The organism is Bifidobacterium sp. LH_389 (genome assembly GCF_056357235.1).
The window spans coordinates 50,309-73,954 of record NZ_JBKEVR010000007.1 but is presented as its reverse complement, the minus strand read 5'-3'; the positions used below and the strand labels follow the sequence as shown (position 1 = coordinate 73,954).

The following is a 23,646-nucleotide window of genomic DNA, read 5'->3' as shown; positions in this document are numbered from 1 at the left end:
CCTACAGCAGCTTGGTCGACTCGACCTTGGCGACGTACCACGTGTTGAACCGGATGAGCGGCTTGCGCAGCACCAGCCCGAGCAGCAGCATGGGCGGTATGAACAGCAGCAGCGCGCCCAACGCCTGCCATAGGTCTCCCTGATAGATGCCCGCGATGGACGAGCGGAACGCACGGATGGCATGCGTGGCCGGCAGGAACGGGCTGACCCGCTGGAACAGGGCCGGCAGCACCTGCAGAGGGTAGGCACCATTCGCGCCGGACACCTGCACAATGAGCAGGATCACGCCCAGCGCCTTGCCTACGTTGCCGAACGAGGCGAGCAGCGTGTACACGATGAGCATGAACGTGAGCGACGTGACCCAGCCGCTGAGCATGTACGCCCACGGATGCACGGACTGCACGTGCATGAACAGCAGGCTGCCACCGTTGAGGAACGTGCTCTGCAGGAAGCCGATGAGCCCGAAGATGCCGAAATGGCCCAGATACAGCTGGCCTGCGGAAGGCTCGCCCAGCTCGCGGCGCACCTTGCGCGACACCGTGGGCTTGAGGGTGATGGCCGTGAGCAGGGCGCCCACCCACAGCGAGAGCACCGAATAGAACGGTGCCATGGCCGAACCGAAGTTCGCCACCGGGAAAACGGCCAGGCGGTTGAGCTGCACCGGGGACGACAGCGTGGTGGCCAGCGCCTCCGGGTCCGCGCCGGACAGGAGATCCTTGACCTGGGTCATGTCCCCGCTGCTCAGTGCGGTGCCGAGCTTGTCCGAGAAGTCGCGCATGGCCTTCGAGGCGTCGGAGAGCTTGGTCTTCACGTCCGCGAGCGTGGTGCGCATGTCCGTGACGGCGGTGGAGGCGGAACCGGCCGCATCGGTCAAGTCGGCCATCGCGGTCCCGAGGTTGCCGGACGTGCCCGCAAGCTTGTTTGAGGCGTCGGTCACCGTGGCGGCCAGATCGTCGAGCTGCGGCTTGAGCGAATCGGCGTAGGTGGTCTTGAGATCGTTGACGCTCTGCACGGCCTGACCGGCCAGATCCTTGACGTTCTGCCGGCTCTGCTCGGCGGTGGACTTGCCGGCGGCCACCGCATCGGCCCCGGCGTTGAGTCCGTCGCGCAGCGCCTCCAGGCGCTCCACGCTCAGGTCAAGCTTGTCCAGCAACGGCTGGGCGGCGATCTGCGCGGCAGGGTCGAGCTTGCCGATCAGCGTGGCGAGCGAGGCGCGCAATGCCTGATACTCCTTGATCTGCGCGTCCACGTTCGAGGCCTGATTGCGAATGGCCGTGGCGGTGTCGTCCGCCTGCTTGCCGGCATTCTGGTACAGCTGGTCGATGCTTGTGCCCACCGCGCCGAAGCTCTGCGCGCTGGAGTCGAGCGCCTTGGACAGCGTTCCCGCAGTGCCGGACAGTGCGCCGGCCACGTCACCCGCAGAGGATTTCGCCGAATCGGCGCCTTCCGTAATGCCCGTGGCTGCGCCGGACGCCTGGGTGAGCAGGGACGTGGAGCTCGTCAGCAGCGTGCCGGAGGCGTCCAGCAGACCGTCGTACGCATCGATGGTGGAGCTCAGGGAATCGAGATCGTCCGCGATGGACGTCACGTTGGCGTTGAACGCGGTGAGCCGCTGCTGCGCCTCGGGCTGGCTCAGCTGCGTCACGAGCCCCTTGGCCAGGCTCAGCGCCACGTTGCCGATGGTCTGCGCGAAGATCTGATTGACCTGCGCGGACACCTCGTCAGCCCCCTGACCCGTCACCTTGGGTGCCAGCGCGTTCTTCTTGTCGTTCTGGTAGTAGACGATCGTGGCGTGCTTGGCGTCCTCGGTGAAGAACGTCATCATGTTGCGGCTGAAGTCCTTGGGAATCACCACGGCCGCATAGTATTCGCCGGATTTTGTGCCGTCGATGGCCTGATCGACGCTGGTGAACGTCCAGTCGAGCTGGCTGTTGGCCCTCAGTGCGGAAAGGACCGTATCCCCGACGGTGATCTTCATGGGCATGAGATCGCTCGTATAGCCCTCGTCCTCGCTGGCCACGGCGAACTTGAGATTGCCGGTGTAGGAGAACGGATCCCAGCTGGCGGCCACGTTGAACCACGTGAACACGGCGGGAATGGCCGTCAGTCCGATCACGATGATGATGGAGACGATGTTGCTGAACATGCGCCGCACATCGCCTGCGAACAGTCGGAACACCTTGCTCATGCCGCATGCCTCCCCGTCGTCGTCCGGCCGGTTGCGGCGGGGCCGGAATCCGCCTCATTGGCCATGTCTTGGCCGTCCCCACGGTCCTCGGGCCGATCGCGCCAGACGCTGGCGAACGGCGAACGGCGGGACGCGTGGCGCTGCCGCTCGTGCTCGTACAGCAGCCGGCGGATCGCATCGTCGCTCAGCGTGCCCAGCGCCATCTGCCGCTCCAGACGGTCGCGGGTCGTCTCGATCACGATGAGGAAGCCGATGATGAGCAGCAGCCAGATGATCCAGCTGGCCAGCGCCGCCAGTTTCCAGTCCGTGTTGATGCCGAACACCACGCAGAACACGGCGGGCACCAGAATGCCGGCCGCCAGGGCTCCGCGCTTGAGCTTGGGGTAGAGGGCCGCGAACTTGGCGGCCTTGAGCTCGATCGACCGGCGGTAGCCCTCGTGGTCGGCGAGCGCGAGGATGGCCTGCGAGAGCTTCGGTCCGCGGCCGGGCGTGTGGAACTCCTCGCCCACGATCATGTCGCTTTCCCTGATCTGCCGGGCGAACAGCGCGTTGAGGTTCGCCAGATACGGACGGACGGCGATGCCGAGCGTGAACGAGACGATCACGAACACCAGGAGCAGCGCCACGTTCCTGAGCCACATGCCGTCGTAGAAGCCGCCGATCGTCTCGCGCATCGCGTCGATCGAATACGTGAACGGGAAGAACGGGTAGGCCTTGCGGAAGAAGTCCGGCATCATCTCGATCGGGTAGAGGCCCGAGGCGCCGGGGATCTGCACGATCACCAGCAGCACGCACAGGCCCTTGCCCACGTGCTGGAACGTGGTGGCGAGCGCGTAGATGAGGCTCAGGTAGGTGAACGAGGTGATGACGCCGGTGAGCATGAACATGGGGGCGTTCACGGCCTGCACGCCCAGAATGAGGTCGCCGGCGGTCACGAGCAGGGCCTGCGCCACGGCCATGGGGGCGAGCAGCAGCCAGCGTCCCAGGTAGCGTTGCGTGGCGGTCAGGCGCAGATCCTCGAGGCCTTCGTCGTCCACTTCGAGCTTGATGATCACCACCAGGGCGAATGCGCCCACCCACATGGACAGGTCCGTGAACAGCGGGGCCATGCCGCTGCCGTACGAGTTGAGCGGGTAGAGGGTCTGTGTGCTGAGCACGGTGGGGGACATCATGAAGTCGGCGATTTTGGAGACGTCCAGTGCGCCGTCCTTGCCGAACAGCTGCTCCGCCAGCGCCGAGCCGGACAGGGCCTGCACGTCGGTGGCGACCGTGTCGAGGCGGGTTTCCACCGTGGCGAGGCTCTTGTCCGTCTGGGTCAGGGCGTTGCGCGCGGTGGTCAGCGTCGATTCGAGCTGGTCGAGCACGGTGTTGGTCTGGTCGATGAGCGCTCGCTGGCTGGCGATCGTGGCGCTCAGCTCGCCGCTGGCCCCGGCGAGGCCCACGAGTCCGTTGTTCAGCTGCGGGAGCGTGGTGCCGTACAGTGTGTCCCGTGCGCCGCCCAGCGTGGCCAGCGTGGACTGCGTGGCGGTGTTGAGGCTGTTTGCCGCGTTGCCGACGCTCGTGGTGGTGGCCGTGGCGTCCGTGTTGAGCGTGGCGAGGTCCTTGAGCGTGCCGGCGGTCTTGGCGTTCTCCGCCTTGAGTTGGACGAGGACGGCGTTGAGGGACGGCTGGTTGAGCGCTTCGAGCCTGCCGATGAGTTCGCCGTTCGCCGTGTTGACGGCCTGCCCCACGCCGATGGCGAAGCCGATGTGCTGCTGAGCCTGCGTGAGACCGGAGGTGACCGCGCCCACGCCCAGATTGGCGCCGGAGGATGCCTGGGACAGCATCAGCGAGCCTTGGTCGAGCGTGCCGTACAGGGACGAGCCGAACGTGCCGGCCGCGGTCTGCGCGTTCGCGATCAGCGTGGAGCTCTGGCCGAGCGCCTTCGACACGTCGTCGCCCACCTGCGCGGCGGTGGCGATCGATTCGCGCGCGGTGGTGATCTTGTCGGGCGTCTGGTCGAGCTCGGCGGTGAGCGTGGCGATCTTGCCGCGTACGGCGGTCACGTTGTTCTTGGCGTCCGTGGCGTTCTGTGCGATCGTCTGCTTCGCCGAATCCGCCGAGTCGCCGGCCTGCCCGAGCGCGGTGTTCGCGGCGGTGGCGATCACCTGGCTCACCGTGGAGACGAACGTGGCATTGATGGTCTGGTCGAGCGTGTTCGCGCCGACGTCCGTGACCTTCGGGGCGATGGCGTTGGCCTTCTCGTTGACGTAATAGTCGATGCTCGGGCGGTCTGCGCTGCCGGTCGCCAGGGCGCCCATGCGGGCGCTGAAGTCCTTGGGGATGACGATCGTGGCGTACACTTCACCGGACTCCACCGCGCGCATGGCGTCCGATTCGTCCATGAAGCGCCACCCGAGCTGCGTGTTCTGCCTGAGCTGGTCCTCCACCTGGTCGCCCAGATGCATCTCGCCCATGAGCGCGTTGCTGGCGCCCTCGTCCTCGTTGGCCACGGCCACGGCGATGGACCGCGTGTTGCTGTACGGGTCCCAGAAACCCACGATGTTCACCCACGCGTACAGCGCCGGTATGGCGATCAGACCGAAGACGATCACCCACGCCGTGGGAACCTTGAACAGTCGCAGCGCATCGCGCCTGACGATCTGCCACACGTTGTTCATGCCGCGCTCGCCCTTTCCCCGGTTGTTTCCTCGATTGCCCATGCGCTACGCCATTCGTAGCGCTACGCGTGATGTAGCGTAGCATGGCGGGCGGTCGGGGCGGACCGGTGGACGACAGTCGGCGCCGCAGTGTCGATCGGGTGGTGCGGGCCGGATGCATGGCGGGCGGTGCGGCCCCTGCGGCGGGCTCGCCCTACAATGGGGGGCATGACCGCTGGGAACGCGAGACAGGGAACGGAGCTGTGCATGGCGGATGACACCGAAACCGCGCTGGACCGGCAACGCCTGCCGTTGCTCGCGCGCGTCTACGGCGTGCTCGTGCTCATCGACGGCGTGATCACCCTGCTGCTGTTCGCGCTGATGATCGTGACGGTCATACTGGTCGGCATCAACGTCGGTCTGGACTGGCTGCCGGACATCCGCCCTGCGTCCCTCACGTTCATTCTGGCCGTTATGCAGACGATCGTGACGCTGGCCAATGCGGTGGGACTGGTGATCTTCGGCGTCTTTATCCTCACCAACCGACGCCGCCACGCGGCCCGATGGGCTTACGCGCTCATGGTGCCGACCATCCTCAGCGCCCTGCTCGATCTGGCGCTCAGCGGTCTGGGCCTCCAACTGCTCGTGCCGCTGGTCCAGCTGGCGCTGCTCGTAGTGATCTCCGTGACCGCGGATCCCGGCCTGCGCGAGGAACGCCGCCTGCAGCGCACGCTGTGGCTCATGGACGAGCGGGACGACTACGAGGCCGCGCTCGCCCGTGGCATGGTGGGTCGCGACCCGACCGGCCGGGGCTATGCGGCGCTCGATTTCTTCAACATCATCTGGATCTTCTTCGTGGGCTGCCTTGCCGGGTGGGTCATCGAAGTCCTCTACGTAGGAGCGGTGACCGGCACGTGGATGAACCGCGCCGGCATGCTCTACGGGCCGCTGTCGCCGATCTACGGCTTCGGCGCGTGCATCCTCACCATCTGCCTCAACCGGCTCTACCGGCTCAACTTCGCGGTCATCTACCTCGCCTCGGCCGTGATAGGCGGCGCGTTCGAATTCTGCTCCAGCTGGTTCCTTGAAGTGGCGTTCGGCATTGTCTCCTGGGACTACACCGGCCAGTGGCTGTCCATCGGCGGGCGCACGAGCGGCAAGTATATGATGTTCTGGGGGCTGCTCGGCCTCGCGTGGATCAAGCTCGTGCTGCCCCGGCTCGTCCGGCTCGTCAACCGCATCCCGTGGAAGTGGCGGTACTCGCTGACCGCCGTGCTGTTCGCCCTGCTGTTCGCGGACGGGATCATGACCCTCATGGCCTACGACTGCTGGTACATGCGGGCCGTGGGCCTGCCGCAGGACTCCTCGGCGGCGCGCTTCTTCGCGCGGCACTACGGGGATGCGGTCATGCGGGAGCGGTTCCCCGGCATGACCATGACGCCGGGGAACGCGGGGCGCGTGTAGGAGGCTCCGGCTGACCGCGTGCGGGGCGAGCCGTGCGCGGCTCCTGGCTTTACAGGGTTTACAGTCCGTACACCTCGTGCGCGAACCGCTCGAGCACCGGGATGGACCGCTTCACCTTCTCCGTGTCGATGCAGTACGCCATGCGGAAGTAGCCGGGCACTCCGAAGCTGTCCGAGGGGACGAGGATCAGGTCGTGCTCCTTGGCCTTCAGGCAGAACGTGACGGCGTCATCCTCCAGCGCCTTAGGGAAGATGTAGAACGTGCCGCCCGGGCGCACCACGTCGAATCCGATCGCGGTGAGCGCGTCGTACAGCAGATTCATGTTCGTCTCGTACACGGAGAGGTCCGCGGTCTTGTCCAGCACCTTGGCCACGCCCAGCTGGATGGAGCTCGGCGGGCAGTTGTGGCCGGTGCCGCGCGAGATCTGGCCCATCATCGGCACCAGCAGGTCCGCGTCCGTGGCCTCGGGGTTCACCGCCACGTAGCCGATGCGCTCGCCCGGCAGACTCAGCGACTTGGACCACGAGTAGCAGGTGAGCGTGTTCGCGTAGAACTTCGCGGGGTAGGGCTGCGTGCTGCCGTCGAACACGATCTCGCGGTACGGCTCGTCGCTCACGAGGAAGATGTCGTGCCCGTACTCGGCCTGCTTGGCGGTCAGGAGCGCGGCCAGCTTGGTGAGCGTCGCTTCCGAGTACACCGCGCCGGACGGATTGTTCGGCGTGTTGATGAGCACGGCCGTCACGTTTGGGTTCATGGCCCGGGCGAACGCGTCGAAGTTGATCTGGAAGTTCGCGGTGTCCGCCGGGACGACGGTGAGCTTCGCGCCCGTGCCCTTCACATACGGCTGGTACTCGGGGAAGTAGGGGGCGAAAGTGACGATCTCGTCGCCGGGCTTGGTCACCGCGCGCATGGCGTGGGCCAGTGCGCCCGCCGCACCCGTGGTGGGGAAGATGTGATTGCCGGTGTACGCCATGCCGAAGCGCTCGTTGAGGTTGGCGGCGATGGCGTCCTTGACCTGCGGGATGCCGAGCGAGGGGGAATAGCCATGGATCTTCACCGGGTCGCCGTGCTCGTACAGGTCCACCATCGCGTCCGTGAATGCGCGCGGGGCGGGGACGGACGGGTTGCCGAGGCTGTAGTCGAACACGTTCTCGTAGCCGATCTGACTGCCGCGGGCCGTCGCGTACTCGCTCAGTTCGCGGATGACGGACTTGCCGCCCAGCATCGCCTTGTATTCCTCGTTGATCATGGCTTGGCTCCTGTTCCGGTTGGCTCCTGTTGGCTTCGTGGCTGTGGTTCCACAGTACTACGGTCGCGGCGGGTCCGTGGTGGGGCGGCGGTGGGTGCGTGGACGGTGCGCGTGGGCGGTGCGGCGGTGCGTGAGCGGTTCGGCAATGGATTTGCCCAGTCTGCGGTGACTGGCTCGTAGGTTGAGCGGATTGCGTGCAGCGGGCGGGATGATTCTCATGAAATTCCCAGACAAATCGGACGTTGCTTTGCGGTTCGTGCGGTTATATGAAGTCACGGCCGCAAAGGCCCGCATAACTGAATCCCTTCTTCTCTCTTCTCTCCAAGCCCGGCCCAATCCGCCGGGCTTTCTCTTTGCCCGATCGAGTTGCTCGGACGGGGAATGGCATGGATGCCGTGCTGTCGAGGCGGCGCGGTGCAGGGATTTGCCTCCCGGACTTGTCGGAACGGTCTGTATGCGATATTATGAAGCTAACTTCATGTGAAGCATACTTCATATGACGACTGCGCCGAAAGAGGTGATGCGGGTCGATGAGGACCAAGGTTCGTGAATATCGCAAGGCGGCGGGTCTGACGCAGCAGGAGCTGGCGGACGTGGTGTACGTGTCGTCGCGCACCATCATCTCCATCGAAAAGGGGCAATACAATCCCTCGCTCATGCTCGCCTACCGCATGGCGCGGGTGTTCGGCACCACCGTCGAGGACCTGTGCCTGCTTGAGGAGAACGTACGCATTGAGGACGAGGAGAACGGCTATGCGTAACCACGGTGTCAACAATGCAGGCAGCGATCGGGACGAGGGAGGCCGGGCGCCCGACCGGTTCGGCGAGTCCGGCGGGTCCGGCCGCAAAACGACGAACGGCGGATCCGGCCGTATGCCGTCTGTGCGTGGCGTGGCGCGTGCTGTTCCGGTGATCGGCGGTTTTGCGCTGCTCATGGCGGCCATGACGGTTTTCGGCATTCTGATGGACAGGCCCTCGGCGCTGCCGTGGGATCGGAATGCGACGATCGTGGCCTGCGCGGTGCTGGCCGTGACGGGCGTTGCGCTGGTCGTTGCGGGGTTCATCTGGCCGCGTCCGCTGACCGACGATGAACGGCGCGCGATCGCCCGCACCGGCAAGCCCACGGCGGGGGAACGGTTTCGCGCCCGTTTGAAGTTCTTCGCAGCGGCGGGACTGCTCGCGGTGTGGGGACTGTCCTTCGGAATCGGCGGCGGTGTTCGGTACGGCTGGGGAACCGCGGAATTTCGTGGTTGGGCGGCCACCGGGGTATGGGCGCTCGCTGCGGCGGCGTGCATGATCGTCGCCGGACTGCTGTCCGGGCGGAACGGGCGGGCCCTGCCGCTGCCGCGTGATGACGAGCGCGAACGTCTCGTCAAGCTCAAGGCGGATTCGGCGACCGGGTGGATCATGTACGTGGCATGCCTGACGATGGAGATCCTGCTGTTCTCGCTCTCCATGGCCTTCGACTTCGCCCCGCTCATGTACGTGGGACTGGGCTTTTTGGGTGCCGCCGCGCTTTACGGCGTCGTTGCGGCGCTCGCCAGACGCTACTACGGCCGGCGGCTGTGAGAGGAAGGTCGCGGGATGCTTGGGCTGCGGGACTGGCTGTGGCGGCAGGGCGTTGCGCGGACGGGCGGGCTGGATCGCTGGATCCGGCTGCGCGTGCAAATGCCATGTTGTGGCCGTGTTGCACTGTGTTCGTGCCGTGGCTGTGCCTCGCTATGGTCACGTTGCGCCCGTGCCCGCGCCGTGTGGCGCCGTGCCCTTGCCGTGGCTGTGCCGCGCCCACGTTGCGCCAGCGCCGAACTCACGCCGCACGGTGCGGAATTCCCAGAGATTTCTCAGCGTTTCGGCATGTTGCTTTGAACCTCCTGCGGTTATATAAAACCGTGACCGCAAGGTTGCGATAACTGAATCCCTTCCTCTCTCTTCTCTCTTCAGCCCGGCCCAATCCGCCGGGCTTTCTCTTTTTCTTTCGCGCGGCGGTCGGCGCGGCGGTTGCATACTTGGGTGGCTCGGATGTCCGATCGCGGGTCTCTAGTCCTGATCGTGGCTCGATCGGTTCGATTGGGCGCCGGTCGACGGATGTGGCGAAGTCGCTTGCTCCTTTCTTGCAACGGTCTTCGAGCCCCTAGCTGCATTCCGGCTGCTCATCGCTTTCGCTCGATCGGTCCAACCTGCGCCGGTGTGCGTGCAGACTGGACCGATCGTGCGATTTTTGGCCCCGAAAACGGCCGTTTTTTCGCATGATCGGTCCAACCTGCGAATTTGGGTGCACAGGTTGGACCGATCGTGCGAAAACAGGATCGGACTAACCGTCATTGCGCCGGTAAATGTGTTGGGTTAATGTCGGGTCGCGTCCTTTTTAGCGGATTGTGCAGGAAATGTGAAGGCCTCGAAACCGTTGCAATCATTGGTTTCGAGGCCTACCGGAGGTGCCCCCCGTGGGATTCGAACCCACAACCCACGACTTAAAAGGACGCTGCTCTAACCGTTGAGCTAGAGGGGCAACATTTCTAAAATACACGCAGCTGTCGGACATTGTCCAGCGTGGTGTTGCGTGTGGCACGGTGCTGCACGCAACACCACGCTGGACAAACGGTACGGTCACCAGCGGTAGATGAACGCTGGGCGAACGATCGTCCCGGGCGGGCGCGGGCGGGCCGGGGGCGGGTATGGTGGAAACCATGACGAAGAAGCTCATCCTTGATCTGGACACCGGCATCGACGACACCCTGGCCATCGCCTACGCGCTGGGCAGCCCGGAAGTGGAACTCATCGGCATCACCGGCACGTTCGGCAACGTGCGGCTCGAACGCGGCGTGCGCAACGCCTTGGCGGTCACCGAACTGTTCGGGCACCCCGAAGTGCCCGTCTACCCGGGACTGAGCCATCCGAGCATGCGCGACGACTTCACGGTCAGCGACTCCACCGCACGCATCCACGGATACAACGGCATCGGCGAGGTGGAAATCCCCGACGCCGCGCGCGCCCCGCAATCCGAATCCGCCGTCGACTTCATCATCGACGCGGCCGAAACCTACGGTGACGACCTCATCTACGTACCCACCGGCTCGCTCACCAACATCGCCGCCGTACTCGCCAAGCATCCGCAGACCGTCAAGAAGATCGGCAATATCACGCTCATGGGCGGCGCGCTCACCGTGCCCGGCAACGTGAACGCGTGGACCGAGGCGAACATCTCGCAGGACCCGGAAGCCGCGGACGCGCTGTTCCGCTCCGGTGCGCAGGTGACCATGATCGGCCTCGACGTGACCCTGCAGACGCTGCTCACCAAGCGCGAAACCGCCGAATGGCGCGCATTGGGCACGCCGGCCGGCCGGTTCCTGGCGGACATGACCGACTACTACATCGGCGCGTACGGGCGCATCGCCCCGCATCTGGGCGGGTGCGGCCTGCACGACCCGCTCGCCGTGGCCGCCGCCATCGACCCGACGCTGGTGACGCTGCTGCCGATCAACATGATGGTCGATCTGGAAGGCCCCACGCGCGGACGGACCATCGGCGACAACACGCGCCTCAACGATCCGGTCAAGACCGCCGGCGTGGCCGTGGGCGTGGACGTGCCGCGGTTCCTGCACGAGTTCATGACGCGCATCACCGCGCTGGCCGCGAAGGGCATGGCCGCGGGTCACGACGCCGGATCCGGCACGCAGAAGGCGGCGTGACATGCTGGAGGAAGGCATGCGCGAAGCCGCAGGGCGGGATGCCGCGCGGATCCTCGACGCGTTCGGTGCGATCGCCGCGGCGGAACGGTCCGTCGCCGTGATCGGTTCGATGAACGCCGACTACACCGTCGTCACCGAACGCCTGCCCCAGCCGGGGGAGACCGTGAACGCCGGTCCGCTGCGCATTCTGCCCGGCGGCAAATCCGGCAACCAGGCCGCAGCCGCGGCCCGGCTCGGCGCCAGCGTGCGACTGTTCGGCGCGGTGGGCGACGACGCCAACGCGGACTTCCTGCTCGGCAAACTCAATGACGCCGGCGTGGACACCGCTCACGTGCGGCACGTGCCCGGCGCAAGCGGCACCACCGTCATCACCGTGGACGCCCACGGCGAGAACACCATCGTGTACTCGCCCGGCTCCAACGCGCACGTCACCGTCGACTACGTGAAGGAATCGCGCGAATCGCTCGCGGGCCCCGACGTGGCCGTGCTCGGCCTGTGCCTCGAAAGCCCGATCGACACCGTGACCGCCGCCGCGCGTCTGTGCCACGGCGCCGGCAAGACCGTGCTGCTCAACAATTCGCCGTTCCGGGCCAAGCTGCCGGACGAACTCGTGCAGGCCACGGACGTGCTGCTGGTCAACGAGCATGAGATGGCGCTCATGCTGGACGTGGAGGAACCGGGCGGCGGCAAATGGGCTGCCTTCGACTGGCAGGAGGCGCTCGCGGGCATGAGCCGGCTCGGCTTCCCGAGCGCGATCGTCACGCTCGGCGGCGAGGGCTCCGTGGTGCTGGACACCGCGAGCGGCGTGGCATCGCACATCGCGCCGGTGACCGTAGACGCCGTGGACACCACCGGCTGCGGCGATGCCTTCATGGGCACGGTGCTTGCCGGTCTGGCCGCGGGACTGGGATTGCGCGAATCGGCGCAGGTGGCCTCGTACGTGTCCGCCTATGCGGCGACGGGCTCCGGAGCGCAGGCATCCTACGGCACCGCGGAGCAGATTCGGGAGCGGTTCGCGGCGCTCCCGGCCTGAGCCGAGGTCCGAGCCGGACTCCCCCATGCAGTCGCGGCGGTTTTCTCGGTGCAGGAGTCGGCTTGGTTCATGTTCCGGGCGTCCGCACGGCTGCCGGCAATGGCTATTTGTATAGTGTGCAGCACTTTTCGGCCTGTGCAGAGATCTATCTGCATTCTGTGCAGCACTCGATCCGTTCCAAGAGTGCCTTGCGCGCCCGGATGCACCCGGTTTTTGGCTATTGTTCGGTCGGTTTTCGGCCGGTGCGGAGGCCGGCCTGCTGCACACTATGCAGATAGATGTCCGCACCACCCGGAAAGTGCTGCACACTATGCAGATAGCAGGCCGATGACCTGGCGTGGAGCTTCAGGACGGCGTCCGTCATGCCCCTGTGCCCCCTGTGTGCTTGTACACAGACATGCAGACGGGCGCTACGGCTACAACAGGTCGGAGTCGGTGAGGACGGCATGCCCGCCGTCGGCCGTCCGCGCCGGTTCCGACTCGGCGGCGAGCCGGGCGAGCGGGTGGAGGGCGCCGGAATCGGTGGCGTCGCCGTCGGTCTGACGTTCGCCGGCAGGCTGGCCGTCGCGGACCGTGTCCCGGCGGGCCTCGCGTTCGGCCTGACGCCGGGCCTTCTCGCCCTCGTAGCGCAGCTCGGGTTTGGGCGACAGGCGCGACAGGCCATGCCACGCCAGATCCACGATGTACGCGGCGAGCTGCTCCTTGCTCACCTTGCGGCGGTCGGCCCAGTACTGGCCGGTGAACACGGTCATGCCCACGAGCATCTGCGCGTAGTACGGCACGGCCCGGGCCGGCAGCTTCTGCTTCCTGAACGAGGCGGCGAGCAGATCCTCCACGCGGATGCTCACGTCACCCAGCAGGGAGTTGAACGACCCGGCCGGATCGGTGCTCGGGGAATCGCGCACCAGCACCTGGAATCCCTCGGTGTGCTCCTCGATGTAGGTGAGGAGCGCCAGCGCCGTGCGTTCCACGATCTGGCGCGGATGATCGCTCGGCTCGGCCAGCGCGGTGGTGAGCGCGGTGGTGAGCGCCTGCATCTCGCGGTCCACCACCACGGCGTACAGGCCTTCCTTGCCTCCGAAGTGCTCGTAGACGATCGGCTTGGACACCTTGGCGTTCGTGGCGATCTCCTCCACGCTCGTGGCCTCGAACCCCTTGGACGCGAACAGCGCGCGCCCCACCTCGATCAGCTGCTCCCTGCGCTGCAGGGACGTCATCCTCGAAGAATTTCCCATGCGTTCCATTGTTTCACGGGCGCTGGGCCACGCGTGTCGGCAGGTTGTGTGAGGGAATGGCGACGGTCGCGAAACGATGCGTGCGCTTCGTAAGGGGGTTTTGGCACAATGTGCCGTATGCTCGTGGTGATTCTTCTGTGGTTGGCGCTGCTCGTCGGCGCCGTGGTGTTCGTGCTGCGCCTTGCGCGCGGCGAATCGCACGAGGGACTGTTCACCGAGAGCCTGAAGAAGCGCTCCGACCCCAAGCCCGAGGAGGATGCCCGTCCGCCGCGGTCGGCCGGCATGGTGCCGTCGTTCGAGCCGCAGTCGTCCAGACTGACCCGTCCCGCCGGTGCGGTCCCACCGGAAGGCCCCAACGAGCGGACCATGGAGAACCCGGTGTACGTGACCAACGGCACGGTGGTGGAGATGCGTTCCAAGCGCAAGGCCAAGCGCGCCGGCGAGGAGGGCCGCGAGGGCTGACGTGCGCTCCCACCCCCGCCTGTCCCTTGGCGTTTCTACGCTTTGAGGCATGGATACGAATACCATCATCGCGACCGTCGTCGTTGCCGTACTCGTTGCGCTGATCGTCGCCGGAATCCTGTGGTCCCGTTCCCGCAATGGGTCCGGGGCCGCAAAGGAACGGCCGGAAACGCCGTCCTCGCAGCCGTCCGGAGCTCAGGCCGAACAACAGTCCGTTTCCAAGGCCGGAACCGCGGAGGAAACCCCTGCATCCGCCGCGCCCTCCGAGACATCCGCAGCCGTCAAGCCCGTCAAGCCTGCCGAACCCGCCGCGCGGGCCGAGGCGCCGGAATCCGTGGGCTCGCGCCTCACCCGTCTCAAGGCCAAGCTCGCCAAGAGTGCCAACCCCTTCGGCAAGGCCCTGTTCTCCATCCTCACCAAGGACAACCTCAGCGAATCCGACTGGGAGGACGTGGAGGACACGCTCCTGCTGGCGGACGTGGGCGCCGAGGCCAGCGAGCAGCTGGTGGACGGGCTGCGCTCCGACGCGCGCGTGACCGGCGAGAAGGACCCGGCCGCCGTGCGCGAGATGCTGCGCGGCAAGCTGCTGGATCTGGTGGGCCGTGACACGGACCGCCGCCTCAACGTGAACAAGCCGGGGGCGAACAGGCCGTCCGTCATCATGATGGTGGGCGTCAACGGCACCGGCAAGACCACCACCGCCGGCAAGCTCGCCCGCCTGTTCGTGGCCGACGGCAAGTCCGTGGTGATGGGCGCGGCCGACACCTTCCGCGCCGCCGCGGCGGACCAGCTCGAAACGTGGGGCGCCCGCGTGAACGTGCCCGTCGTCCGTTCGGACAGGGACGGCGCCGACCCGGCCTCCGTGGCCTTCGACGCGGCGGCCCGGGCCAAGGAAACCGGGGCGGACGTGCTCATCATCGACACGGCCGGCCGCCTGCAGAACAAGGCGAACCTCATGGACGAGCTCGGCAAGATCCGCCGCGTGACGGAGAAGAGCCTGCCCGTGGACGAGGTGTTGCTCGTGCTCGACGCCACCACCGGCCAGAACGGCATGGCCCAGGCCAAGGTGTTCGCCGAGGCGATCGGCATCACCGGCATCGTGCTCTCCAAGCTCGACGGCTCGGCCCGCGGCGGCATCGTGATCGCCGTGCAGAAGGAGCTCGGCGTGCCGGTCAAGCTCGTGGGGCTGGGCGAAGGGCCGGACGATCTGGCCCCGTTCGACCCGGAAGGGTTCGTGGACGGCATTCTGGCCTGACGGACGCGTGTTCCAAGGCCTTTAACCTTCCCGTAACAGGATGTAACACGCTCGGAAATCCGGCGGTCGTTTCATTGCGTGTGTTGGCTCCCATACGGAAGCCGCACAAGTGAACTCCGCCGGAACCCCCGGCGCCTGAACAGAGAGAGGGAGGTAGCCATGTTGCCCGAAGTCGCAGCAACGTACGGCAATGCCGCATGGATGCTTACGTCCGCTTCCTTGGTTTTCCTCATGACGCCCGGTGTGGCGTTCTTCTATGGTGGCATGGTCCGCGCCAAGGCCGTGCTGAACATGCTGATGCTTTCGGCGGCGGCACTGTCCGTCACCGCGGTCGTGTGGACCCTGTGGGGCTGGTCGATCGCCTACGCCGGCAACAGCATCGGCGGCATCTTCGGTGACCCGGCCACGGGCTTCCTGCTCAAGGATTCCATGGTCGCCAAGGACGGCGTGTTCACCGCGGTCAAGGATCCGGCCAACTTCACGAGTGTCTCGGACGACATGCCCAACTACGCGGGCTCCATCGACGTCGCCTTCCAGGTCACCTTCGCCATGATCACCGTGGCCCTGATCTCCGGTGCCCTCGCCGAGCGCATCAAGTACAGCACGTGGATGCTGTTCGTGGCCCTGTGGATCACCTTCGACTACGCGCCGATGGCCCACATGGTCTGGAACCACGGCCTGCTGAGCCCCGACGGTGCGATCTCCACCGCCATCGGCGCCGCCGCCCACGATTTCGCAGGCGGCACCGTCGTGCACATCAACGCCGCAGTCGCCGCCTTGGTGATCGTGCTCATCATCGGCAAGCGCAAGGGCTTCGGCGTCACCCCGATCCGTCCGCACAACGTGCCGTTCGTGATGCTCGGCGCCTTCCTGCTGTGGTTCGGCTGGTTCGGCTTCAACGCCGGTTCCGCGTTCGGCGCCAACGGCACCGCCGGCTATGCGTGGATGTCCACCACCGCCGCAACCGCCGCCGCCATGCTGGCCTGGGGCTTCACCGAGAAGATCCGCACCGGCCACTACACCGCGATGGGTGCCGCGTCCGGCATCGTCGCCGGTCTGGTCGCCATCACCCCGGCCGCCGATGTGGTCTCCCCGCTGTGGGCCATGGTGCTCGGCGCGATCGCCGGCGTGCTGTGCTGCTTCGCCTGCGGCCTGAAGTTCAAGCTCGGCTACGATGACTCCCTCGACGTCGTCGGCGTCCACGGCGTCGGCGGCCTGACCGGCACCGTGCTCATCGGCTTCTTCGCTCAGGACACCGGCCTGTTCGCGGGCGGCGACTTCAAGCAGCTGCTCGTGCAGATCGTGATCGCCCTGTGCGCCATCCTCTACTCCGGCGTGATCACCGCGATCATCGCGTTCGCCCTGGAGAAGACCCTCGGCTGGCGCGTCACCGAAGCTCAGGAGGTCGGCGGCATCGATCTGGCCGATCAGGGTGAGCGTGCGTATGATTTCGCTGGCACCGCCAGCTCCGTCCTCAAGGAGGTGAAGTGAGATGAAGCTCATTACCGCTATCATCCAGCCCCATAAGCTCGACGACGTCAAGGAGGCCCTCGCGGCCGCCGGCGTGCACGGCCTGACCGTGTCCGAGGCCAACGGCTACGGCCGTCAGCGCGGCCACACCGAGGTCTACCGCGGCGCCGAATACACCGTCGATCTGATCCCGAAGATCCGCGTCGAGGTGCTGTCCGACGACGCCGACGCCGAGACGCTGGTCGGCGTGATCGCCAAGGCGGCCGGCACCGGCACCATCGGCGATGGCAAGATCTGGGTCGCCCCGCTTGACTCGGTGACCCGCGTGCGCACCGGAGAGACCGGTTCCGCGGCGATCTGACGCAAGACGCCCATCCCGGACCCGACCGCCGTGCCGACCGGGATGGAGCAAATGAGACAGGAATCCCCGCGTGCGAGGCTCTCGTGCGCGGGGATTTCCTCGTTAACCGGCACGTTTGCAAGGACAGGGAAAGGGAATGCCGTGGGCAGTGCGGTCGACGGTTTGAAGCAACGATTCATGGACATGAGCCGGCCCGACGGCGATGGCGTCTACCGCAATGGGGCGGCCAAGCGCAAGGCGCGCACCGAACTGGCCGTCGGCTGTCTGAGGAAGCTCTGGGCGGAGGCGCTCGACGCGGTGCCGTTCGCCGTGCCGGACGGCGGCATAGGGTTGGCGGCGGTCGGCTCGCTCGCCCGAGGGCAGGTGGGGCCCAGCTCCGACCTCGATCTGGTGGTCATCTACGATTCACACGCCCTCAACGACGAGCAGCTCACCATGCTCGCCAACAAGCTGTGGTACCCGCTGTGGGATTCCGGGCTTGACCTCGACCACTCGATCCGCACGCGCACCCAATGCGAGGCCGTGACCGACTCCGACCTGCCCGCCGCCATGGGCTGGCTCGACGTGCGCCCGATCGCCGGGGACACCGGGCTCATTGAGGAAACCGCCGATTCCATTCTCACGCGTTGGCGCAAGGCCGCGCGCAAACGACTGCCCGAGCTGCTCGACTCCGCCAAATCCCGGCTCGACGAGTTCGGCCGAATGGCGTACATCAACCAGCCGGACATCAAGGAGGCGCGCGGTGGTCTGCGCGACTCGGTTCTGGTCTCCGCGCTCGCCGCATCCTGGCTGGCCGACCGGCCGCACGGCGCCTACGACGACGCCGTGGAACGGCTGCTCGACGTGCGCGACTGCATCCATCTGGCGGCGCGCAAGGACACGAACCTGTTGCTCGCTCCCTACCAGCCGCAGGTGGCCGCCATGATGGGCCTTGCCGATCCGACGTATCCGCAGGCCGAACGCGACGCCAAGGCCATCGACGACCTGCAGACCGCGCTCGCCGGGCTCGGCAGACGCATCTCCTTCGCCCTCGACTCCACTGCCTCGCGCGCCGAGCATTCGCTGGTGCACGAAAAGCCGCGGTTCGCCTTCTTCCAGATGTTCCAGCCGCGCGCCGGCGGCAAGCGCGAGGCCCCGCAGTTCGACGTGATTGCGCCGGGGCTGGCCCGCCATGAGGGGGAGATCGTGCTTGCACCGAACACCGACCCGTCCGCGGACGCGAATCTGGCGCTGCGCGCAGGAGTGGCCGCCGGGGAGTTCGGGCTGGAGATCAATCCGACCACGCTGCTCAACCTCAAGCGCTGTCCGATCCGCGACTCGGTGTGGGACGACGAGGCCCGTTCGCTGTTCATTCGGTTGCTCGCTACCGGCCCGGCGCTCATGGGCGTGTGGGAGGAGCTCGACTATGTGAACCTTCCCGGCCGCTGGATGCCCGAATGGCTGGGCATCCGCAACCGGCCCTCCGCTTCGGCCGCGCACCGCTACACGGTGGACCGGCACATGGTGGAGGCGGTCTCCCGGCTCGGACGGGAAACGCCGAGCGGCGGACGCTACGACGACGACCGTTACGCGGCCCTGCTGCTGGCCGGCATCCTGCACGATCTGGGCAAGCGGCCGGGGGTTACGGACCATGCGGCCGAAGGGGCGCGGCACGTGCCGTACATCCTGAGGCGCATGGGATATTCGGCGGACATCGTGCAATGGGCCACGCTGCTGGTGCGCGAGCACCTGACGCTGTCCGAATACGCCACCGGACGCGACCCGAACGACCCGGCCGTGGGACGGGAGCTGGCGGCCGCGGTGAGCGGTGACCCCATCCTGCTGGACATGCTGTTCGACCTGACGCGGGCAGACGGTTCCTCGCTTGGCGCCACGCCCGGCGAGGCGATCACCAAGCGGTACGGATGGAGCAAGTGGCGGGCCGCGATCGTGGGCCAGATGTATGCCGCCGCACGCGAGGCGCTGCGCGGCTAACGCATCCAGCGGTCGCCACGCACGCGCAGACCGTTGGCGAGACCGCGCCCGCCCATGAGCACCACGTTGAACAGCGTCCACAGGGCCACCGTGCAGGCCGTTTCGCCCGGCAGCAGGGGTGTGAGCCAGTCCGCCAACGCGAGCACGAGCGCGATGTAGGCCACGGCCGTCAGCGTGCAGGTGACGGCCAGATACCGGTAGTCGCGCGCGCCGATGAGAATGCCGTCGAGCGCCATCATCCACCCCTGCAGCGGGAAGAACACGCCCATGGTGACCATGCCGGCCGCCACCAGCAGTTGGATGGCGGGGCTGGGGGAGAAGAGGCGCCCGGCGAACAGCCCTACGAATGCGAAGCCGAGGCCGATCGCCACGCCGGTGACCAGCCCCGCGCGCCCGGTCGCCCTCGTGAGCCGGCGGGCCTGCGCCACGGCGCCTGCACCCAATGCCGTACCGACCAGCGTCTGGCCGGCTATGCCCACCGAATCCAGCATGTTCATGGCGAAGTTCCACGAGGAGTTGACGGCCTGAAAGCCCGCCAGCACGTCCGTGCCCATGCGCGCCGCGCTCGCCACCGTGACCACCATGGCAGCGCGGATGGCCAGTGTGCGGATGAACAGCGGCAGGCCGTCGCTCCCCGCCTGTGCAATGCCGGACAGCCGTGGCGCAAGGCTCGCCCCGTCCGCGCGGGCCCACAGGACAGCCGGTACGGCGAGGAACAGACCCATGTACCACTGTGCGATCAGCGTGGCGGCGCCAGAGCCGGCGATGCCCCAGCGGAACACGAGCACGAACAGCACCTCGAGCAGCGTGTTGAGCACCGCGCCGCTCACCGCCGCGATGAGCGTGATGCGCACCTTCTGCACGCCGCGGAAGATGCCGTTGGCCGCGTAGACGAGCAGCATGCCGGGCGCACCGAGCACGATCGCGCGGGTGTAGGCGACGGCCTGAACGAGCACGTCGCCCTGTCCGCCGAGCGCGCGGCACAGGGGCTCGGCCGCCGCGAACAGTGCGATGCCGAGTGCGATGCCGATGCCGAGCGCCAGCCACAGACCGTCCACGCCGGCCTGCATGCCTTCGCGCCGCCGGCCCGCCCCCAGCAGGTGCGCCACCTGGGCGGTGGTGGAGTAGGCGAGGAAGACGCACAGCCCCACGGCGGTGAGGATGATGGTGGAGCCGATGGACAGGCCCGCCAGCGCCGAGTCGGAGATATGGCCGACGATGGCCGTGTCGATGAGGATGAAGGTCGGTTCGGCGATGAGCTGGCCGAACGTGGGCAGGGCGAGGGCGAGGATGCGCCGCCCGTCGCCGTTCATTGCGGTGCGGCCTTCGGGGGTGCGCGCGCCGCCGGCGTTCGCCATGGGTGCCATGGGGGCGCCCGTTCCGGCTTGGCGTGGCGTTCCGTTGCGTTCCTGCGTCTGTTGCGTGCTCACGGCCGTTACTGTAGCAACTGCGGCGGGCCGGTGGGACGGGTCGGGCGTTCGTTGTCCACGTGGCTCCGCGGTGGACTGCGTAGCTTTTGCGTTTATGACGTTCCCGTAGCACGTTGTTTACCTAATGGCAAATTTCCGTTGCGCCTGCGTTCTCGATATCCCCAGCTTGTACACTAGATTATCCCCACAATGTGGATAACGCGCGGTGATATCCACCGAGATATCCCCGAAGTGTGGATAACTCATTTTTTCATCCACAGACGCTGCATCGCGTGTCGCGCGGGATCTTGCGGGCGAATCGCACACGGCATATGTGAGTTTCTGCGCTCCGGCGGCCCCAGAACATGCCCGATACGCCCTGCTTCTATACTCATGGGTATGGCAGATGGAACTTCTTGGAACGCCGGTCGCTCGGACGGCGCCCAGGGCGGCGTGGTCTTCGACCGCATCCCCCCGCATGACGACGACGCGGAAATGGCCGTGCTCGGCGGCATGCTCATGAGCAAGGACGCGATCGGCGAGGTCTCGCAGATGATCGACGTCTCCGACTTCTACCAGCCCAAGCATCAGACCATCTACGAGGCGATCATCGACCTGTTCTCCCAGAGCCAGCCGGTGGACGCGGTGCTCGTGGCCAACGCGCTGCTCAAGAGCGGCGACCTCGACAAGGTGGGCGGCGCCGACTACCTGCACAGCCTCATCAACGCCGTGCCCACCGCCGCGAACGCCACGTACTACGCGGAAATCGTGCACCAGCGGGCCATCCTGCGCAACGTGATCGCCGCCGGCACCAAGATCGCCCAGCTCGGCTACACCGCCGAAGGCTCGCAGGCGGAGGATGTGGTCAACCTCGCCCAGTCCGAGGTCTACGAGATGTCCGTGGGCAAGGTGCGTCAGGACTACACGGCCATCGGGCCGGTGGTCCACGACGCCCTCGACCAGCTTGACAAGCTGCAGAACGGTGAGGTGGAACGCGGCGTGCCCACCGGATTCCGCGACATCGACGACCTGACCCAGGGCCTGCAGCCCGGACAGATGATCGTCGTCGCCGGGCGTCCCGCCATGGGCAAGTCCACGCTCGGCATCGACTTCGCCCGCGCAGCCGCGCTGCACCACGGCATGACGGCCATCGTGTTCAGCCTCGAGATGAGCAAGGTGGAACTCGCCCAGCGCATCATCTCCGCCGAAACGAACATCCCCCTCGCGGCACTGCGCCGCGCGGACGACATCACCCCCGAACGCTGGAACACGCTCAACCAGTTCTGGGGCAAGCTCAACGACGCCCCGCTGTTCATCGACGACAGCCCCAACATGAGCCTCATGGAGATCCGCGCCAAATGCCGCCGGCTCAAGCAGACCAACGACCTGAAGCTCGTGGTGATCGACTACCTGCAGCTCATGAGCTCCGGCAAGCAGGTGGAATCCCGCCAGCAGGAGGTCTCCGAGTTCTCCCGCGCGCTGAAGCTCCTCGCCAAGGAGCTCGAAGTGCCGGTCGTGGCCCTCTCCCAGCTCAACCGAGGCCCCGAGATGCGCAACGACAAGAAGCCGCAGCTGTCCGACCTGCGCGAATCCGGCTCTATCGAGCAGGACGCCGACGTGGTGTTCCTGGTCCACCGCCCCGACTTCTACGACAAGGAGGACCGCCCCGGCGAGGCCGACATCATCATGGCCAAGCACCGCAACGGCCCGACCGAAACCTTCCATCTGGCGTTCCTGGGCGCCACGTCGAAGTTCAAGGACATGCCCCAGGACTACAACGCGAATCAGGGGGTGTGACATGGGAAAGAACACGGTGACAGTGCCCCGCAGGCCGTGGTACTCGTTCGCCACGCCGACCGTCGGACGCATCGTGCGCTCGCTGGCCCGGCTGACCCGTCACGGCGGCTCGGCGCTGCCCGGCAAGGTGGTGGAGGACATCGACCCCGGGTTCCTGGCGCGCACGCTTGCGCAGCTGCCCTACGGGGTGGTGCTCGTCTCCGGCACCAACGGCAAGACCACCACCACGCGCATGGTGGCCTCCATCCTGACCGAACTGGGCTTCAGGGTGTTCACCAACCCGACCGGATCGAACTTCACGCGCGGCGTGGTCTCCGCCTTGCTTACGGCGACCACGGCCGGCGGGCGCCTCGACGCGGACATCGCCGTGCTGGAGCTCGACGAGGCGTACGCCGTGCACTTCGTGCGTCAGGTGCGCCCGCGTTACGCCCTGCTGCTCAACGTGATGCGCGACCAGCTCGACCGGTTCGGCGAGATCGATAACACCGCCCGTCTGCTTGGCCACGTGGCCGCGGCGACGACCGGCACGGTGGTGCTCAACCGCGAGGATCCGCGCATCCGTGCGCTCGCTGCGCTGGCGCCCAAGGGCACGGCGGTGCGCTACTTCGGCCTGTCGGACGAACTCAAGCCCCGCTTCCCGTCCGACGACGACATGGCCACCACCGTTGCCACGGAGGGCGTTTCGACCGTGGGTGCGTCGGTCGTGGGTGCGCCGGCTGCGGGTGCAACGGCGGATGGCGGGCCGCAGATCATGCCCGCCGCGTGTGCCGGAACCGCGCCGGACGTAACCCTCACCCGCGTGGGCGACCACGAGGCGACGTTCCTCATGGACGGCACCGAACACACCACCGTGGTCAGGCTCGAAGGCGTGTACAACCTGTACAACGCGGCGGCTGCGCTCGCCGTGGTTCGCGCCGTGCTCGCCGGCTCGTCCCGCAGACCGAGCACCGACGAACTGCTCGCCGCGGTCAGCCACGTCACCCCCGCATTCGGCCGAGGCGAGGTGATTGACGTGAACGGCAGCCCCGTCGAACTGCTGCTCGTCAAGAACCCGATGGGCTTTCGCCTCTCGCTCGCCAGCTTCCCGCCCGCCGGTGCGGACACCATGATCGTCATCAACGACGAATACGCCGACGGCCGGGACATGAGCTGGCTGTGGGACGTGGACTTCACCAGCCTGCGCGTAACCGGCGTGGCGGCGGTGTCCGGCGTGCGCGCCTGGGACATGGCCCTGCGCCTCGGCTACGACCGGGTGCCGGTGGCCCACACGGATACGGACGTCGATGCCGCGCTGCATGCGTTCGTCGCTGCGAACCCCGGAGTGCCGAAGCACATCTACTGCACGTACACCGCCATGCTCCACGTGCGCGCCTCGCTCGCGAAGATCGCCCACGTGGCGGACGCCGGCGTGGGCCGCTGAG

The 23,646-nt window shown here is 66.9% G+C and carries 16 protein-coding genes, 1 tRNA gene and 1 pseudogene; 12 read left to right on the top strand and 6 right to left on the bottom strand.

Annotated elements, in window-relative coordinates; all coding sequences use genetic code 11:
- Position 1: 1 nt before the first annotated feature.
- Both AC1AZA_RS08195 and AC1AZA_RS08190 read right to left on the bottom strand, forming a co-directional pair.
- Positions 2-2,188, bottom strand: coding sequence for a YhgE/Pip family protein (locus AC1AZA_RS08195; RefSeq protein WP_476514170.1), 2,187 nt, complete (start codon positions 2,186-2,188; stop codon positions 2-4).
- Positions 2,185-4,890, bottom strand: coding sequence for a YhgE/Pip domain-containing protein (locus AC1AZA_RS08190; RefSeq protein ID WP_476514169.1), 2,706 nt, complete (start codon positions 4,888-4,890; stop codon positions 2,185-2,187). The genes AC1AZA_RS08195 and AC1AZA_RS08190 overlap by 4 nt, the downstream gene beginning before the upstream one ends.
- 165 nt (positions 4,891-5,055) lie before the next feature.
- Between AC1AZA_RS08190 and AC1AZA_RS08185 the strand changes: the two genes are divergently transcribed.
- Complete coding sequence (locus AC1AZA_RS08185; RefSeq protein WP_476514168.1) at positions 5,056-6,291, top strand: putative ABC transporter permease; 1,236 nt, start codon at positions 5,056-5,058, stop codon at positions 6,289-6,291.
- 58 nt (positions 6,292-6,349) lie between these two features.
- Here AC1AZA_RS08185 and AC1AZA_RS08180 read toward each other — a convergent pair whose 3' ends face one another.
- On the bottom strand, positions 6,350-7,540 hold the full coding sequence (locus AC1AZA_RS08180) for a pyridoxal phosphate-dependent aminotransferase (RefSeq protein WP_476514167.1): 1,191 nt from the start codon (positions 7,538-7,540) through the stop codon (positions 6,350-6,352).
- 530 nt (positions 7,541-8,070) lie between these two features.
- Between AC1AZA_RS08180 and AC1AZA_RS08175 the strand changes: the two genes are divergently transcribed.
- Together AC1AZA_RS08175 and AC1AZA_RS08170 are read left to right on the top strand one after the other, a co-directional pair.
- Entirely contained in the window at positions 8,071-8,301 is a 231-nt protein-coding gene (locus AC1AZA_RS08175; RefSeq protein ID WP_476514166.1) for a helix-turn-helix transcriptional regulator, read from the top strand.
- The gene (locus tag AC1AZA_RS08170) at positions 8,294-9,109 is read left to right on the top strand and encodes a hypothetical protein (RefSeq protein WP_476514165.1); all 816 of its coding nucleotides are present in this window, start codon (positions 8,294-8,296) and stop codon (positions 9,107-9,109) included. Before AC1AZA_RS08175 ends, AC1AZA_RS08170 begins: the two co-directional genes overlap by 8 nt.
- Before the next feature lie 867 nt (positions 9,110-9,976).
- Here AC1AZA_RS08170 and AC1AZA_RS08165 read toward each other — a convergent pair.
- A tRNA-Lys gene (locus tag AC1AZA_RS08165) sits at positions 9,977-10,049 on the bottom strand.
- 166 nt (positions 10,050-10,215) lie between these two features.
- On the opposite strand from AC1AZA_RS08165, the gene AC1AZA_RS08160 reads away from it, so the two are divergent.
- Positions 10,216-11,229: a nucleoside hydrolase gene (locus AC1AZA_RS08160; protein ID WP_476514164.1), complete on the top strand. Its 1,014-nt coding sequence runs from the start codon at positions 10,216-10,218 to the stop codon at positions 11,227-11,229.
- A 109-nt stretch (positions 11,230-11,338) separates the two neighbouring features.
- Positions 11,339-12,262: a ribokinase gene (locus AC1AZA_RS08155; protein ID WP_476514196.1), complete on the top strand. Its 924-nt coding sequence runs from the start codon at positions 11,339-11,341 to the stop codon at positions 12,260-12,262.
- Positions 12,263-12,678: 416 nt separating this feature from the next.
- Here the strand turns inward: AC1AZA_RS08155 and AC1AZA_RS08150 are convergent, their stop codons facing one another.
- Positions 12,679-13,479, bottom strand: coding sequence for a TetR/AcrR family transcriptional regulator (locus AC1AZA_RS08150; protein WP_476514195.1), 801 nt, complete (start codon positions 13,477-13,479; stop codon positions 12,679-12,681).
- Between the two features lie 135 nt (positions 13,480-13,614).
- Between AC1AZA_RS08150 and AC1AZA_RS08145 the strand changes: the two genes are divergently transcribed.
- The 5 genes and pseudogenes from AC1AZA_RS08145 to AC1AZA_RS08125 all read left to right on the top strand — a co-directional run bounded on the left by AC1AZA_RS08145 (position 13,615) and on the right by AC1AZA_RS08125 (position 19,019).
- Complete coding sequence (locus AC1AZA_RS08145; protein WP_476514163.1) at positions 13,615-13,959, top strand: hypothetical protein; 345 nt, start codon at positions 13,615-13,617, stop codon at positions 13,957-13,959.
- Between the two features lie 232 nt (positions 13,960-14,191).
- Positions 14,192-15,214: pseudogene (ftsY, locus tag AC1AZA_RS08140) on the top strand (signal recognition particle-docking protein FtsY); the annotation flags it as partial.
- 159 nt (positions 15,215-15,373) lie between these two features.
- On the top strand, positions 15,374-16,705 hold the full coding sequence (locus AC1AZA_RS08135) for an ammonium transporter (protein ID WP_476514162.1): 1,332 nt from the start codon (positions 15,374-15,376) through the stop codon (positions 16,703-16,705).
- A 1-nt stretch (position 16,706) separates the two neighbouring features.
- Complete coding sequence (locus AC1AZA_RS08130; RefSeq protein WP_150354424.1) at positions 16,707-17,045, top strand: P-II family nitrogen regulator; 339 nt, start codon at positions 16,707-16,709, stop codon at positions 17,043-17,045.
- Positions 17,046-17,186: 141 nt separating this feature from the next.
- Positions 17,187-19,019, top strand: a complete 1,833-nt coding sequence (locus AC1AZA_RS08125) for a [protein-PII] uridylyltransferase family protein (RefSeq protein ID WP_476514161.1) — start codon at positions 17,187-17,189, stop codon at positions 19,017-19,019.
- Here AC1AZA_RS08125 and AC1AZA_RS08120 read toward each other — a convergent pair.
- The gene (locus AC1AZA_RS08120) at positions 19,016-20,377 is read right to left on the bottom strand and encodes an MATE family efflux transporter (protein WP_476514194.1); all 1,362 of its coding nucleotides are present in this window, start codon (positions 20,375-20,377) and stop codon (positions 19,016-19,018) included. The genes AC1AZA_RS08125 and AC1AZA_RS08120 overlap by 4 nt on opposite strands.
- A 450-nt stretch (positions 20,378-20,827) precedes the next feature.
- Here AC1AZA_RS08120 and dnaB point away from each other — a divergent pair, with 450 nt between their 5' ends.
- Both dnaB and AC1AZA_RS08110 read left to right on the top strand, forming a co-directional pair.
- On the top strand, positions 20,828-22,225 hold the full coding sequence (gene dnaB, locus AC1AZA_RS08115; protein WP_476514160.1) for a replicative DNA helicase: 1,398 nt from the start codon (positions 20,828-20,830) through the stop codon (positions 22,223-22,225).
- Between the two features lies 1 nt (position 22,226).
- Complete coding sequence (locus AC1AZA_RS08110) at positions 22,227-23,645, top strand: MurT ligase domain-containing protein (RefSeq protein ID WP_476514159.1); 1,419 nt, start codon at positions 22,227-22,229, stop codon at positions 23,643-23,645.
- Position 23,646: the final 1 nt, after the last annotated feature.